Below are 15,279 nucleotides of genomic sequence, written 5' to 3'. Positions count from 1 at the left end.
AGGATCTCTGGCGAACGCAGAGCAGTTATTGGTTACGCGAAGGAGACAGGCGGATGTCCGGCCACTCTAAATGGGCTACGACGAAGCACAAGAAGGCCGTGATCGATGCCAAGCGCGGCAAGCTCTTCGCGAAGCTGATCAAGAACATCGAGGTCGCGGCCCGCACCGGCGGCGTCGACCCCGAGGGCAACCCGACGCTCGTCGACGCCATCCAGAAGGCGAAGAAGAGCTCCGTCCCCAACAAGAACATCGACTCCGCGGTCAAGCGCGGTGGCGGTCTCGAAGCGGGCGGCGTCGACTACCAGACGATCATGTACGAGGGTTACGGCCCGAACGGTGTGGCGGTGCTCATCGAGTGCCTCACCGACAACCGCAACCGCGCCGCGTCGGACGTACGTGTGGCGATGACCCGCAACGGCGGCTCCATGGCCGACCCGGGTTCCGTCTCGTACCTCTTCAACCGCAAGGGCGTCGTGATCGTCCCCAAGGGCGAGCTGACCGAGGACGACGTCCTCGGCGCGGTCCTGGACGCCGGCGCCGAAGAGGTCAACGACCTGGGTGAGTCGTACGAAGTCGTCAGCGAGGCCACCGACATGGTCGCGGTCCGCACCGCCCTCCAGGAGGCGGGCATCGACTACGACTCGGCCGAGGCCAACTTCCTGCCCACCATGCAGGTCGAGCTCGACGAAGAGGGCGCGCGCAAGATCTTCAAGCTGATCGACGCGCTTGAGGACAGCGACGACGTGCAGAACGTGTTCGCCAATTTCGACGTCTCGGACGAGGTCATGGAGAAGGTCGACGCCTGACGGGCGCTCAGCACGGCGTACGCGGACGGGCCGACGGGGACATGCACCCTGTCGGCCCGTCCGCGTTGTGTCAGTGGGAGCCGATACTGTCCTGATCAGGGGCTCCGCCCCCGGGGCAGGAACACATGGTCGAACGGCGTGAGGGGAGGGGCGCGGTGCGCGTACTGGGCGTGGATCCGGGGCTGACCCGGTGCGGTATCGGGGTGGTCGAGGGTGTCGCGGGCCGGCCGCTGAAGATGCTCGGTGTGGGGGTGGTACGGACGCCCGCCGACGCGGACATCGGTGCACGGCTCGTCGCCATCGAACAGGGCCTGGAGGCCTGGCTCGACGAGCACCGGCCCGAACTGGTCGCGGTGGAGCGGGTGTTCAGCCAGCACAATGTGCGTACGGTCATGGGCACCGCCCAGGCCAGCGCCGTCGCCATGCTCTGCGCCGCGCGCCGTGGCCTCCCCGTCGCCCTGCACACCCCCAGCGAGGTCAAGGCCGCCGTCACCGGCAGCGGCCGGGCCGGCAAGGAGCAGGTCGGAGCCATGGTGACCCGGCTGCTCCGGCTGGACGCGCCGCCCAAGCCGGCCGACGCCGCCGACGCCCTCGCGCTCGCCATCTGCCACATCTGGCGGGCACCCGCGCAGAACCGCCTCCAGCAGGCCGTCGCCGCACACCGCACGACGTACACGACGAAAGGCCGTACCGCATGATCGCCTTTGTCTCGGGCCCGGTCGCGGCCCTCGCGCCGACCACCGCCGTGATCGAGGTCGGGGGCATCGGCATGGCCGTCCAGTGCACCCCCGACACCCTCTCGACGCTGCGGATCGGTCAGGACGCCCGGCTCGCCACCTCCCTCGTCGTACGGGAGGACTCGCTCACCCTGTACGGCTTCGCCGACGACGACGAGCGGCAGGTCTTCGAGCTGCTCCAGACCGCCAGCGGCGTCGGCCCCCGCCTCGCCCAGGCGATGCTGGCCGTACACCGCCCGGACGCGCTGCGCATCGCCGTCTCCACCGGGGACGAGAAGGCGCTGACCGCCGTCCCGGGCATCGGGAAGAAGGGCGCCCAGAAGCTGTTGCTGGAGCTGAAGGACCGCCTGGGTGAGCCGCTCGGCACCGGTGCTCTGGTGGGGGCCCAGCGGGCCGCCGCGCGGGGTCCCGCGCCCTGGAGCGAGCAGCTGCACGCGGCCCTGATCGGCCTCGGGTACGCGACGCGGGAGGCGGACGAGGCCGTCGAGGCGGTCACTCCGCAGGCCGAGGCCGCTATGGCCGAAGGCTCGGCCCCGCCTGTCCCGCAGCTGCTGCGGGCGGCCCTGCAGACCCTGAACCGGACCCGCTGACATGATCACGAACCAACGAGGCGAGCAGCAGTGAACTGGGACGACACCGCCCCCGAGAGCGCCGACCGGCTGGTCGGCGCCGACGCCGACGGCGAGGACACCGCGGTCGAAGCGGCACTGCGGCCGAAGGACCTCGACGAGTTCGTCGGCCAGGAGAAGGTCCGCCAGCAGCTCGACCTGGTGCTGCGCGCCGCGCGCCAGCGGGGCGGTACCGCCGACCACGTCCTGCTCTCCGGAGCGCCGGGCCTCGGCAAGACGACCCTCTCGATGATCATCGCCGCCGAGATGGGCGCCCCGATCCGGATCACCTCGGGCCCCGCCATCCAGCACGCCGGGGACCTCGCGGCGATCCTCTCCTCCCTCCAGGAGGGGGAGGTGCTCTTCCTCGACGAGATCCACCGGATGTCCCGCCCGGCGGAGGAAATGCTGTACATGGCGATGGAGGACTTCCGGGTCGACGTCATCGTCGGCAAGGGCCCCGGTGCCACCGCCATTCCCCTGGAGCTGCCGTCCTTCACCCTGGTCGGCGCCACCACCAGGGCCGGACTGCTCCCCCCGCCGCTGCGCGACCGCTTCGGCTTCACCGGGCACATGGAGTTCTACGCGCCGGCCGAGCTGGAGCGCGTCATCCACCGCTCGGCCCGGCTGCTCGACGTCGACATCGAGGCGGACGGCGCCGCCGAGATCGCCGGCCGCTCCCGGGGCACGCCGCGCATCGCCAACCGCCTGCTGCGCCGGGTGCGGGACTACGCCCAGGTCAAGGTGGACGGTGTCATTACCCGTGACGTGGCGGAGACGGCCCTGCGGGTGTACGAGGTCGACGACCGGGGGCTGGACCGGCTGGACCGGGCGGTGCTCGAAGCCCTGCTCAAGCTCTTCGGCGGCGGTCCGGTGGGCCTGTCCACGCTGGCGGTGGCCGTGGGGGAGGAGCGGGAGACCGTCGAGGAGGTCGCGGAGCCCTTCCTGGTACGGGAGGGCCTGCTCGCCCGTACTCCCCGGGGGCGGGTGGCGACCCCGGCCGCCTGGGCCCACCTCGGACTGGTTCCGCCGCAGCACAGCGCAGGAGCAAGCGGACAACAGGGCCTGTTCGGGGCGTGACGGCGCGGAGGCTCGCGGGGGCAGGAACCCCGGTGCCATGCTGGGCGTTGTTCCATCCGTGCGGACTCGCTTAGACTCCGCCGATACCGACCGCCAAGGCGGCGTGCCCACCCCCGAAGATCAGGCCGCACATCAAGCGGTCGTGCGAAGGAAACCCCGTCCCGTGGATATCCTGACTTTCCTCCCGTTCATCGTGCTCATCGGCGCCATGATTCTGATGACCCGGTCCGCCAAGAAGAAGCAGCAGGCTGCCGCCCACATGCGCGACCAGATCCAGCCCGGCGCCGGCGTCCGGACCATCGGCGGTATGTACGCCACCGTCAAGGAGGTCCACGACGACACGCTCCACCTCGAGGTGGCTCCCGGCGTTCACGCGATCTACGCGAAGAACTCCATCGGCGCCGTCCTGGAGGACGCGGAGTACAACCGCATCGTCCACGGCACCGACGAGGACCTCACGATCGACGGCCCTGTCGTACCGGACGACGCTTCGACGCTGACCGACTCGGCCGACCCTGCCGACGACACCCGTATCGACCTGGGCAAGAAGGCCGAGGCGGACGACGTGGAGCCTGGGAAGAAGGACGGCAAGGCCGACGGCGAGACCGACGCCAAGTAGTCACGACCGGGGATCGTGGAGCGCCCACCGGCGCCTGCCACGATCCCCCGTGAGTGCTTTCTTCTGCGGGGGCAGGTCCCCACAACACTTCGTGGCCGCCAGGGCACCCACCCGGCGCCGGCGGTTGGACAGGGAGAAACGAGAAGGTGGCAGCACCGAAGAAGGGCCGGGGGTCCACGGGGGCTCAGGGCAGGCCGGGGCGTGCCCTGGCGTTGATCCTGATCGTCATGGTGGCGCTCACCGCGGGGATGTTCATCTCCGGGCAGACGACGCCCCGCCTGGGCATCGATCTGGCAGGCGGTACGACGATCACGCTCAAGGCCAAGAGCGAGCCGGGCAAGCCCGACGCGATCAACGAGACCAACATGAACACCGCGGTCGGCATCATCGAGCGCCGTGTCAATGGTCTGGGCGTGTCCGAGGCCGAGGTCCAGACGCAGGGCCGCGAGCACATCATCGTCAACATCCCCAAGGGAACGAACGAAGAACAGGCCCGCAAGCAGGTCGGCACGACCGCTCAGCTGTTCTTCCGCCCGGTGCTGACGATCGCTCCCGGCGCTCCCCAGAAGGCCCCCGAGCCGTCGCCGAGTGCCTCCTCGGGCACGCCTAAGGCCGAGGACAAGGGGAGCAAGGACAAGGGCTCCGAAGAGAAGGCCACCTCCACGGCCACTCCGACGCCGACCCCGACCACCCAGGGCCGCGCCGTCACCGACGCGCTGAAGGACGACGCCACCCCGACGCCCAAGAGCAGCGAGTCGAAGAAGCCCGACGCTGCCGCGGCCCCCACGCCCAACCCTTCCGAGGCTGCCGCAGTGGACAAGCTGCAGAAGCAGTTCGCCGCCGTCGACTGCACCAAGAAGGCCTCCCGAGCACAGGTCAGTCAGGGCACCAAGGAAACCGACACCATCGTGGCCTGCGGTAAGAACACGGTCGGCGAGTGGCAGAAGTACATCCTGGGCCCGGCCGAGGTCAACGGCACCGACGTCGACGACGCCAAGGGCGTGTTCGACCAGCAGCGCGCCATGTGGATCGTCCAGATGGACTTCACGGACAAGGGCGCGAAGAAGTTCGCCGACATCACGGGCAAGCTGGCCGCCCAGCAGCCCCCGCAGAACCAGTTCGCGATCGTCCTCGACGGTGAGGTCGTCTCCGACCCGTCCGTCAGCCAGGCCCTGACGGGCGGCAGCGCCGAGATCTCCGGCAGCTTCAACCAGCAGTCGGCCGAAGAGCTGGGCAACATCCTGTCCTACGGTGCCCTGCCGCTCTCCTTCGAGGAGGACAGCGTCAACACCGTCACCGCCGCGCTCGGCGGTGAGCAGCTGAAGGCAGGCCTGATCGCCGGTGCCATCGGCCTCGCGCTGGTCGTGATCTACCTGGTGGCCTACTACCGCGGTCTCGCGTTCATCGCGATCGTCAGCCTCCTCGCCTCCGCGATCCTCACCTACACGATCATGTCGCTGCTCGGCAAGGGCATCGGCTTCGCCCTGAACCTGCCGGCCGTCTGCGGTGCGATCGTCGCGATCGGTATCACCGCGGACTCGTTCATCGTGTACTTCGAGCGCATCCGTGACGAGATCCGCGAGGGACGCACGCTGCGTCCGGCCGTCGAGCGGGCCTGGCCGCGCGCCCGGCGCACCATCCTGGTCTCCGACTTCGTGTCCTTCCTGGCCGCCGCGGTGCTGTTCGTCGTAACCGTCGGCAAGGTGCAGGGCTTCGCGTTCACGCTCGGACTCACCACCCTGCTCGACGTCGTGGTCGTGTTCCTCTTCACCAAGCCGGTGATGACCCTCATGGCCCGGACGAAGTTCTTCTCCAGCGGTCATCCGTGGTCCGGACTGGACCCGAGGCGCCTGGGCGTGCAGCCCCCGCTGCGCCGCTCCCGCCGTGTCTCCGCCCCCGTCGACCCGAAGGAGGCGTGAGATGTCGCGACTCGGCAGCCTCGGCCACCGGCTCTACCAGGGCGAAGTCGGTTACGACTTCGTCGGCAAGCGGAAGCTCTGGTACGGCGTCTCGATCCTGATCACCATCACCGCCATCGTCGCCCTGGCCGTACAGGGCCTCAACATGGGCATCGAGTTCAAGGGCGGCGCCGTCCTCACCACGCCCAAGACGGACCTCTCCGTCTCCCGGGTGCAGGAGGAGGCGGAGCAGGCCTCCGGCCACGACGCGATCGTCCAGCAGCTGGGCGACGGCAGTATGCGGATCCAGATCAGCGGTCTGGACACCGACGCCGCCGGTGAGGTCCGCAAGGACCTGGCCGGCACCCTCAATGTCCGGGCGCAGGACATCGCCGCCGACCTCGTCGGCCCCAGCTGGGGTGAGCAGATCGCCAACAAGGCCTGGACCGGCCTCGGCGTGTTCATGATCCTCGTGGTGATCTACCTCGCCATCGCCTTCGAATGGCGCATGGCGGTCGCCGCACTGATCGCGCTGATCCACGACCTCACCATCACGGTCGGGATCTACGCCCTGGTCGGCTTCGAGGTCACCCCGGGCACCGTGATCGGTCTGCTGACGATCCTCGGTTACTCCCTCTACGACACCGTCGTCGTCTTCGACGGTCTCAAGGAGGGGTCGAAGGACATCACCAAGCAGACCCGCTTCACCTACAGCGAGATCGCAAACCGCAGCCTCAACGGCACCCTGGTGCGTTCCATCAACACGACCGTCGTGGCGCTGCTGCCGGTCGCCGGCCTGCTGTTCATCGGCGGCGGCTTCCTTGGCGCGGGCATGCTCAACGACATCTCGCTCTCGCTGTTCGTCGGCCTCGCGGCCGGTGCGTACTCCTCGATCTTCATCGCCACCCCGCTGGTCGCCGACCTCAAGGAACGCGACCCGCAGATGAAGGCCCTGAAGAAGCGGGTGCTCGCCAGGCGGGCCGCCGCTGCCGCCAAGGGCGAGTCGGACCCGGACGCGGCCGACGGTGCGGCCGGACACGGGGGCGAGGAGCCCGGTGACGCGCCCGCGGCGGGCGCCGTGGTTGGCCCCCGGGGCCACGGCCGCGGCCGGCCGTCGGGCAGGCGCCGGTGACCGTCGACACCAGGGAGCTGCTGCTCGCCCGGATTCGTGATGTCGCCGACCATCCGAAGCCGGGGGTGATGTTCAAGGACATCACGCCCCTGCTCGCCGACCCGGCCGCCTTCACGGCGCTGACGGACGCGCTCACCGAGCTCAGCGTCCGGCACGGCGCAACGAAGATCGTCGGTCTGGAGGCGCGCGGCTTCATACTGGCCGCACCGGTCGCCGTCCGCGCGGGCATCGGGTTCATCCCGGTGCGCAAGGCGGGCAAGCTCCCGGGGGCCACGCTCACTCAGTCGTACGAGCTGGAGTACGGCACCGCCGAGATCGAGGTGCACGCCGAGGACCTGGCCGCGGGCGACCGCGTCATGGTCATCGACGACGTCCTGGCCACCGGAGGCACGGCCGAGGCCTCGCTGGAACTGATCCGGCGGGCCGGGGCCGAGGTCGCGGGCGTGGCGGTGCTGATGGAACTCGGCTTCCTCGGCGGCCGCGCCAGGCTGGAGCAGGCCCTGCGCGGAGCGCCGCTGGAGGCCCTGATCACGGTCTGAGCGGTACACGCACAGGGGCGGCGGCCACCCGGAGAAATCCGGGTGGCCGCCGTTCTTCGTCCCCTCTCCCACCGGCCGGGGACGAGCTTCGCGCCAGGGATCGATACCATGGGCTATCCGGACCTGACCGGGGGACCCGGATCCGCACGAGGAGCGCTCTTGCCAGACGAGGTCCAGCCACTGGCCGCCGCCGCGCAGCCCGACCAGTCGGCCGACAAGGCCGCGGCGTCCGCCGCCATGCCCCAGGACAGCGCGAAGCAGCCCGCCGAGAAGCCCACGCCGCCGCCCGCCACGCAGTCCAACGGCTCGGCCTCCCAGCCTCCGCTCCCGGTCTCTGCGGCCCAGCCCGTCCCCCCGGCGAAGCCCGTGCCCGCGAAGCCCGCGTCCGGCCCGGCGCCCCGCTCCGGCGGTTCGTCCAACCGGGTGCGCGCCCGGCTCGCCCGTCTCGGCGTCCAGCGCTCCAGCCCGTACAACCCGGTCCTCGAACCGCTGCTGCGGATAGTGCGCAGCAACGACTCCAAGATCGAGACCGCCACGCTGCGCCAGATCGAGAAGGCGTACCAGGTCGCCGAGCGCTGGCACCGCGGCCAGAAGCGCAAGAGCGGCGACCCGTACATCACCCACCCGCTGGCCGTGACCACCATCCTGGCCGAGCTGGGCATGGACCCGGCGACCCTGATGGCCGGGCTGCTGCACGACACCGTCGAGGACACCGAGTACGGGCTCGACACCCTGCGCCGCGACTTCGGCGACCAGGTCGCCCTGCTCGTCGACGGCGTCACCAAGCTGGACAAGGTCAAGTTCGGCGAGGCCGCGCAGGCGGAGACCGTACGCAAGATGGTCGTCGCCATGGCCAAGGACCCGCGCGTCCTGGTCATCAAGCTCGCCGACCGCCTGCACAACATGCGCACCATGCGTTATCTCAAGCGGGAGAAGCAGGAGAAGAAGGCCCGCGAGACGCTCGAGATCTACGCGCCCCTGGCCCACCGGCTGGGCATGAACACCATCAAGTGGGAACTGGAGGACCTCGCCTTCGCGATCCTCTACCCCAAGATGTACGACGAGATCGTGCGGCTCGTCGCCGAGCGGGCGCCCAAGCGCGACGAGTACCTCGCCGTCGTCACCGACGAGGTCCAGTCCGATCTGCGCGCCGCCCGGATCAAGGCCACCGTCACCGGCCGGCCGAAGCACTACTACAGCGTCTACCAGAAGATGATCGTGCGAGGCCGCGACTTCGCCGAGATCTACGACCTGGTGGGCATCCGCGTCCTCGTCGACACCGTCCGCGACTGCTACGCGGCGCTCGGCACCGTGCACGCCCGGTGGAATCCGGTGCCGGGGCGGTTCAAGGACTACATCGCGATGCCCAAGTTCAACATGTACCAGTCGCTGCACACGACGGTCATCGGGCCCAGCGGCAAGCCGGTCGAGCTGCAGATCCGTACGTTCGACATGCACCGCCGCGCCGAGTACGGCATCGCCGCGCACTGGAAGTACAAGCAGGAGACCGTCGCCGGCAGCTCCAAGGTACGCACCGACGTGCCCCGGGCCGCCAAGGGCAGCGCCGGCCAGGACACCGTCAACGACATGGCCTGGCTGCGGCAGTTGCTGGACTGGCAGAAGGAGACCGAGGACCCGGGCGAGTTCCTGGAGTCCCTGCGCTTCGACCTCTCCCGCAACGAGGTCTTCGTCTTCACCCCCAAGGGCGACGTCATAGCGCTGCCCGCCGGCGCCACCCCTGTCGACTTCGCGTACGCGGTCCACACCGAGGTCGGCCACCGCACCATAGGAGCGCGGGTCAACGGGCGGCTGGTGCCGCTCGAATCAACCCTGGACAACGGTGACTTGGTCGAGGTCTTCACCTCCAAGGCCGTCGGCGCGGGCCCGTCCCGCGACTGGCTCGGCTTCGTCAAGTCCCCGCGCGCCCGCAACAAGATCCGCGGCTGGTTCTCCAAGGAGCGCCGCGACGAGGCGATCGAGCAGGGCAAGGACGCCATCGCGCGCGCCATGCGCAAGCAGAACCTGCCGATCCAGCGGATCCTGACCGGCGACTCCCTGGTCACGCTCGCGCACGAGATGCGCTACCCCGACATCTCCTCCCTGTACGCGGCGATCGGCGAGGGCCATGTCGCGGCGCAGGGCGTCGTCCAGAAACTGGTGCAGGCCCTCGGCGGCGAGGACGCCGCCAACGAGGACATCGCCGAGACGGCGGTCCCGGTACGCGGCCGCAGCAAGCGCCGGGCCAACGCCGACCCCGGCGTGGTCGTCAAGGGCGTCGACGACGTGTGGGTCAAGCTGGCCCGCTGCTGTACGCCCGTACCCGGCGACCCGATCATCGGCTTCGTCACCCGCGGCAGTGGCGTCTCCGTCCACCGCGCCGACTGCGTGAACGTCGACTCGCTCTCGCAGCAGCCGGAGCGCATCCTCGAGGTCGAGTGGGCGCCGACCCAGTCCTCGGTCTTCCTGGTCGCCATACAGGTCGAGGCGCTGGACCGGTCCCGGCTGCTCTCGGACGTCACCCGCGTGCTGTCCGACCAGCATGTCAACATCCTCTCGGCGGCCGTGCAGACCTCACGCGACCGGGTGGCGACTTCTCGGTTCACCTTCGAGATGGGCGACCCCAAGCACCTCGGCCATGTCCTGAAGGCGGTCCGGGGCGTGGAGGGCGTGTACGACGTCTACCGCGTCACCTCGGCCCGCCGCCCGTAGCAGCGTCGCGGAAAGGGGCGGCCCCGGTACGGAACTCCGTACCGGGGCCGCCGCTGTAGTGCTGGAACCTCAGCCTCAGCCGCCGAACTCCTCCAGGCCCTTCAGCGCCTGGTCCAGCAGCGCCTGCCGGCCCTCGAGCTCCCTGGCCAGCTTGTCGGCCTTGGCGTTGTTCCCCGCCGCGCGCGCCGCGTCGACCTGCGTCCGCAGCTTGTCCACGGCCGCCTGGAGCTGGCCCGTCAGGCCGGCGGCACGCGCCCGCGCCTCCGGGTTCGTCCGCCGCCACTCGGCTTCCTCGGACTCCTGGATGGCCCGCTCCACGGCGTGCATCCGGCCCTCGATCTTCGGCCGGGCGTCGCGCGGTACGTGGCCGATGGCCTCCCAGCGCTCGTTGATGCCGCGGAACGCGGCACGGGCCGCCTTCAGGTCCGTCACCGGCACGAGCTTCTCGGCCTCGGCCGCGAGCTCCTCCTTGAGCTTGAGGTTCTCGGACTGCTCGGCGTCGCGCTCCGCGAAGACCTCGCTGCGCGCGGCGAAGAAGACGTCCTGGGCGCCGCGGAAGCGGTTCCACAGTCCGTCCTCGGCCTCGCGCTGGGCGCGGCCCGCCGCCTTCCACTCCGTCATCAGCTCGCGGTAGCGCGCCGCCGTCGGGCCCCAGTCGGTCGAGCCGGACAGCGACTCGGCCTCCGCGACCATCTTCTCCTTGGCCTTACGGGCCTCCTCGCGCTGCGCGTCGAGCGAGGCGAAGTGGGCCTTGCGCCGCTTGGAGAAGGCCGACCGGGCGTGGGAGAAGCGGTGCCACAGCTCGTCGTCGGACTTCCGGTCGAGCCGGGGCAGGCCCTTCCAGGTGTCCACCAGCGCGCGCAGCCGCTCACCGGCGGCCCGCCACTGCTCGCTCTGGGCCAGTTCCTCGGCCTCGGCGACCAGCGCCTCCTTGGCGTGCTTGGCCTCGTCGGTCTGCTTCGCCTTCTGGGCCTTGCGCTCCTCGCGGCGCGAGTCGACGGTCGCGACGAGCTTGTCCAGACGCTGCCGCAGCGCGTCGAGATCGCCGACGGCGTGGTGCTCGTCGACCTGCTGGCGCAGATGCTCGATGGCGGTCGTCGCGTCCTTGGCCGACAGGTCGGTGGTCCGTACCCGTCGTTCGAGGAGGCCGATCTCCACGACCAGGCCTTCGTACTTGCGCTCGAAGTAGGCCAGCGCCTCCTCGGGAGTTCCGGCCTGCCACGATCCGACGACCTTCTCGCCATCGGCAGTACGCACGTACACGGTGCCCGTCTCGTCGACGCGGCCCCACGGGTCGCTGCTCACAGCGCCTCCTCCACATGATGCCGGCGAGGGGGTTTGCCACCCCCTGGGCATCGTCCACAGTTTCCTGGGGCGGGCAACGCCCGCCCTGCACAACGCCAACATAGGCGAACGTCGGGTCGGCTGTCCGCATCCAGCGCGACCGAAAATCGCATCCTCAGGACTTGCTCACGGCCGCCTTATCGATGGTGACGGGCTTCTTCGGCGGCCCGTCCGGTGCCCCGCCCGCGACGCCGGCCTCGGCCACGTCGTTGACGGCCTTCAGACCCGCCGCGTCCATGGTGCCGAACGGTGTGTACGTAGGGGGCAGCTTGCTGTCCTTGTACACCAGGAAGAACTGGCTGCCGCCGGAGCCGGGCTGCCCGGTGTTCGCCATGGCGACCGTGCCGGCCGGGTACGTCACCTTGCCGTCCGCGCCCGCCTTGCCGAGGCCGTCCAGGTTCTCGTCCGGGATCGTGTAGCCGGGACCGCCGGAGCCGTTGCCCGTCGGGTCGCCGCATTGCAGGACGAAGATGCCGCCGGTGGTCAGGCGGTGACACTTCGTTCCGTCGAAGAAGCCCTTGTCCGCGAGCGACTTGAAGGAGTTCACCGTGTGCGGGGTCTTCGCGGCGTCCATGGCGATCTTGATTTGGCCCTGGTTCGTCTCGATGGCGAAGGTGTACTTCGCCTTCTTGTCGATCGTCATCGGGGGCTCCGACGACTTCGACTCGCTCACCGAGGGGGACGGCGCGGCGGCGGGGGTCTCGTCCGTCCCGCCGTCGAAGGCACCGGCTGCGGCCGCCGCGGCACCGGCCGCCAGAACCACGGCCAGGGCCGAGGCGATGACCGCGTTGCGCCGGCGCGCCTTGCGGCGGTTCTCCGCCCTGCGCTGCTGCTGACGCTCGAACTTGTCCCTGGCGAGCTGCCGCCGCCGCTGATCGCTGGTGACCACCGGGTTCGTCTCCTTGTACGTATCGGGTACCGCTGTCCGGGCCGTACCGTATATGGGTTCGCTGTGTGATGAGCCGCGCCGGTAGGCTCTGATCTGCTGCAATCCCCGCCCGACGACCGTGCCGGACGGCTCATTCCGGACACGGTTCCGGACAACACTTAAGGACGATCGTGCTCATTGCCGGGTTCCCCGCCGGGGCCTGGGGGACCAACTGTTACCTGGTCGCCCCCGCCGCAGGCGAGGAGTGCGTGATCATCGACCCGGGCCACCAGGCCGCCCAGGGAGTCGAGGAAGCACTCAGGAAGCATCGGCTCAAGCCCGTCGCGGTCGTCCTCACCCATGGCCACATCGACCATGTCGCCTCGGTGGTGCCGGTGTGTGGAGCACATGACGTACCGGCGTGGATCCACCCCGCCGACCGGTACATGATGAGCGACCCGGAGAAGTCCCTCGGCCGCTCCATCGGGATGCCGCTGATGGGCGAGCTGACCGTGGGGGAGCCCGACGACGTGCGGGAGCTGACCGACGGAGCGCTGTTGAAGCTCGCGGGCATGGAGTTCACCGTCGCGCACGCGCCCGGCCATACCAAGGGGTCGGTGACGTTCCGGATGCCCGAGGCCGCGGACATCCCGCAGGTCTTCTTCTCGGGCGACCTGCTCTTCGCCGGCTCCGTCGGACGCACCGACCTGCCGGGCGGCGACATGGACGAGATGCTCGTGTCGCTGGCGCGTGTGTGCCTGCCGCTCGACGACTCGACCGTGGTGCTGTCCGGCCACGGTCCCCAGACCACCATCGGCCGCGAGCGCGCCACCAACCCGTATCTGCGCGAGGTGGCCGCCGGCCTCGGAGACGGCGCGCCCGCCGCTCCCCGACGAGGAATGTGACGAGAGACTTCCTGTGAGCACTTTTCAGGCCCCCAAGGGCACGTACGACCTGCTCCCTCCCGACTCCGCGAAGTACCTCGCGGTGCGCGAGGCGATCGCCGCCCCCCTGAAGAACTCCGGCTACGGGTACATCGAGACGCCCGGCTTCGAGAACGTCGAACTCTTCTCGCGCGGTGTCGGTGAATCGACCGACATCGTCTCCAAGGAGATGTACGCCTTCGAGACCAAGGGCGGCGATCAGCTGGCGCTGCGGCCCGAAGGCACCGCGTCCGTGCTCCGCGCGGCGCTGGAGGCCAACCTGCACAAGCTCGGCAACCTGCCGGTCAAGCTCTGGTACTCGGGGTCGTACTACCGCTACGAGAAGCCGCAGAAGGGCCGGTACAGGCACTTCTCGCAGGTCGGCGCCGAGGCGATCGGAGCCGAGGACCCGGCGCTGGACGCCGAGCTGATCATCCTGGCCGACCAGGCGTACCGCTCGCTCGGGCTGCGCACCTTCCGTATCCTGCTGAACTCGCTGGGCGACAAGGAGTGCCGCCCCGTCTACCGGTCGGCCCTGCAGGACTTCCTGCGCGGGCTGGAGCTGGACGAGGACACCCGGCGCCGCATCGACATCAACCCGCTGCGCATCCTCGACGACAAGCGGTCCGAGGTGCAGAAGCAGCTGGCCGGCGCGCCGATGCTGCGCGACTACCTCTGCGACGCGTGCAAGGCGTACCACGAGGAGGTGCGCGAGCTGCTGGGCGCGGCCGGCGTGGCCTACGAGGACGACGAGAAGCTCGTGCGCGGCCTCGACTACTACACCCGGACGACGTTCGAGTTCGTCCACGACGGACTGGGGTCGCAGTCGGCGGTGGGCGGCGGCGGCCGCTACGACGGTCTGTCCGAGATGATCGGCGGCCCGGCGCTTCCGTCGGTGGGCTGGGCGCTCGGCGTGGACCGTACGGTGCTGGCGCTGGAGGCCGAGGGCATCACGCTCGAACTCCCCGCCGCCACTAGCGTGTTCGCCGTGGCGCTGGGCGAGGAGGCCCGCCGGCTGCTCTTCGGCGTGGTCACCGAGCTGCGCAGGGCCGGGGTCGCGGCCGACTTCGCGTACGGCGGCAAGGGTCTGAAGGGTGCGATGAAGAACGCCAACCGTTCCGGCGCGCGCTTCACCGTCGTCGCGGGTGAGCGCGACCTCGCTGACGGCGTGGTCCAGCTCAAGGACATGGAGAGCGGCGAGCAGACGCCGGTCGCGCTGGACGCGCTGGTCGCCGAGATCCGGGCGAAGCTCGCCTGACGCGAGAGCGGACCAGACACCAGGGGCCCGGACCGTCGCCCGACGGTCCGGGCCCCTGTGTGCTTATGCCCGGCGAACCGGGCGGTGCGGCAGAATGGCCCTGGCCGGACAGGGCCTGGGGCCTACGGGAGCGACGGAACGGCGATATGACGACGACTGCGGCTGACGAGGGGACCGGGCGTTCGGTCGGTGCCGGGCGGGCGTTCGCCTGGCTGCTGGTGATCTCCGGTGCGGCGGGGCTGCTCGCTTCCTGGGTCATCACGATCGACAAGTTCAAGCTGCTGGAGGAGCCGGGCTTCGTGCCGGGGTGCAGTCTGAATCCGGTGGTTTCCTGCGGCAACATCATGGAGAGCGAGCAGGCGTCGGCGTTCGGGTTCCCCAACCCGATGCTGGGGCTGGTCACCTACGCGGTGGTGGTCGCCGTCGGGATGGGGCTGTTGGCGGGGGCGCGTTACCGGCGGTGGTTCTGGCTCGGGCTGAACGCGGGCACGCTGTTCGGTGTCGGGTTCTGCACCTGGCTCCAGTACCAGTCGCTGTACACCATCAGCGCGCTGTGCCTGTGGTGCTGTCTGGCCTGGGTCGCCACCATCGTGATGTTCTGTTACGTCACCCTGCACAACATCAGGCACGGCTTCATCAAGGTTCCCGCCGGTCTGCGCAGCGGACTGCTGGAGTTCCACTGGGTCGTGCCGGTGGTCTGGGTCGGCATCATCGGCATGCTGATCCTGACCCGCTGGTGGGACTTCTGGACCAGCTGA

14 protein-coding genes are annotated in these 15,279 nt (G+C 69.8%); 12 read left to right on the top strand and 2 right to left on the bottom strand.

Annotation, left to right across the window (positions count from 1 at the left end; translation table 11 throughout):
* The first annotated feature begins 53 nt into the window (after nt 1-53).
* The 9 genes from ACWV17_RS00340 to ACWV17_RS00300 all read left to right on the top strand — a co-directional run bounded on the left by ACWV17_RS00340 (nt 54) and on the right by ACWV17_RS00300 (nt 10,128).
* Complete coding sequence (locus tag ACWV17_RS00340) at nt 54-806, top strand: YebC/PmpR family DNA-binding transcriptional regulator (RefSeq protein ID WP_455354937.1); 753 nt, start codon at nt 54-56, stop codon at nt 804-806.
* Nucleotides 807-961: 155 nt separating this feature from the next.
* A complete protein-coding gene (ruvC, locus tag ACWV17_RS00335) occupies nt 962-1,504 on the top strand; it encodes a crossover junction endodeoxyribonuclease RuvC (protein ID WP_455358135.1) in 543 nt (180 codons plus the stop codon).
* The gene (ruvA, locus tag ACWV17_RS00330; protein ID WP_455354938.1) at nt 1,501-2,133 is read left to right on the top strand and encodes a Holliday junction branch migration protein RuvA; all 633 of its coding nucleotides are present in this window, start codon (nt 1,501-1,503) and stop codon (nt 2,131-2,133) included. Before ruvC ends, ruvA begins: the two co-directional genes overlap by 4 nt.
* A gap of 30 nt (nt 2,134-2,163) precedes the next feature.
* Nucleotides 2,164-3,231 carry a Holliday junction branch migration DNA helicase RuvB gene (ruvB, locus tag ACWV17_RS00325; protein ID WP_455354939.1) on the top strand — a complete coding sequence of 356 codons (1,068 nt, stop codon included), beginning with the start codon at nt 2,164-2,166 and terminating at the stop codon, nt 3,229-3,231.
* 163 nt (nt 3,232-3,394) lie between these two features.
* A complete protein-coding gene (yajC, locus tag ACWV17_RS00320; RefSeq protein WP_455354940.1) occupies nt 3,395-3,850 on the top strand; it encodes a preprotein translocase subunit YajC in 456 nt (151 codons plus the stop codon).
* Between the two features lie 146 nt (nt 3,851-3,996).
* Nucleotides 3,997-5,769, top strand: a complete 1,773-nt coding sequence (gene secD / locus ACWV17_RS00315; RefSeq protein ID WP_455357987.1) for a protein translocase subunit SecD — start codon at nt 3,997-3,999, stop codon at nt 5,767-5,769.
* Nucleotide 5,770: 1 nt separating this feature from the next.
* Nucleotides 5,771-6,880 carry a protein translocase subunit SecF gene (secF, locus tag ACWV17_RS00310; protein WP_455357986.1) on the top strand — a complete coding sequence of 370 codons (1,110 nt, stop codon included), beginning with the start codon at nt 5,771-5,773 and terminating at the stop codon, nt 6,878-6,880.
* Nucleotides 6,877-7,419 carry an adenine phosphoribosyltransferase gene (locus ACWV17_RS00305; protein WP_455357985.1) on the top strand — a complete coding sequence of 181 codons (543 nt, stop codon included), beginning with the start codon at nt 6,877-6,879 and terminating at the stop codon, nt 7,417-7,419. The genes secF and ACWV17_RS00305 overlap by 4 nt, the downstream gene beginning before the upstream one ends.
* Nucleotides 7,420-7,578: 159 nt before the next feature.
* A complete protein-coding gene (locus tag ACWV17_RS00300) occupies nt 7,579-10,128 on the top strand; it encodes a RelA/SpoT family protein (RefSeq protein ID WP_455357984.1) in 2,550 nt (849 codons plus the stop codon).
* A gap of 75 nt (nt 10,129-10,203) precedes the next feature.
* Here ACWV17_RS00300 and ACWV17_RS00295 read toward each other — a convergent pair whose 3' ends face one another.
* Together ACWV17_RS00295 and ACWV17_RS00290 are read right to left on the bottom strand one after the other, a co-directional pair.
* Entirely contained in the window at nt 10,204-11,433 is a 1,230-nt protein-coding gene (locus ACWV17_RS00295; RefSeq protein ID WP_455357983.1) for a DUF349 domain-containing protein, read from the bottom strand.
* Nucleotides 11,434-11,587: 154 nt separating this feature from the next.
* Complete coding sequence (locus ACWV17_RS00290) at nt 11,588-12,361, bottom strand: peptidylprolyl isomerase (protein WP_455357982.1); 774 nt, start codon at nt 12,359-12,361, stop codon at nt 11,588-11,590.
* 170 nt (nt 12,362-12,531) lie between these two features.
* On the opposite strand from ACWV17_RS00290, the gene ACWV17_RS00285 reads away from it, so the two are divergent.
* The 3 genes from ACWV17_RS00285 to ACWV17_RS00275 all read left to right on the top strand — a co-directional run bounded on the left by ACWV17_RS00285 (nt 12,532) and on the right by ACWV17_RS00275 (nt 15,279).
* Nucleotides 12,532-13,245 carry an MBL fold metallo-hydrolase gene (locus ACWV17_RS00285; protein ID WP_455357981.1) on the top strand — a complete coding sequence of 238 codons (714 nt, stop codon included), beginning with the start codon at nt 12,532-12,534 and terminating at the stop codon, nt 13,243-13,245.
* Nucleotides 13,246-13,258: 13 nt separating this feature from the next.
* A complete protein-coding gene (gene hisS / locus ACWV17_RS00280; protein WP_455357980.1) occupies nt 13,259-14,521 on the top strand; it encodes a histidine--tRNA ligase in 1,263 nt (420 codons plus the stop codon).
* 146 nt (nt 14,522-14,667) lie between these two features.
* Nucleotides 14,668-15,279: a vitamin K epoxide reductase family protein gene (locus ACWV17_RS00275; RefSeq protein WP_455357979.1), complete on the top strand. Its 612-nt coding sequence runs from the start codon at nt 14,668-14,670 to the stop codon at nt 15,277-15,279.

It is taken from the genome of Streptomyces mabaensis, assembly GCF_053763515.1.
The sequence above is the reverse complement of the archived record's forward strand: the minus strand, read 5'-3'. Positions and strand labels throughout refer to the sequence as shown.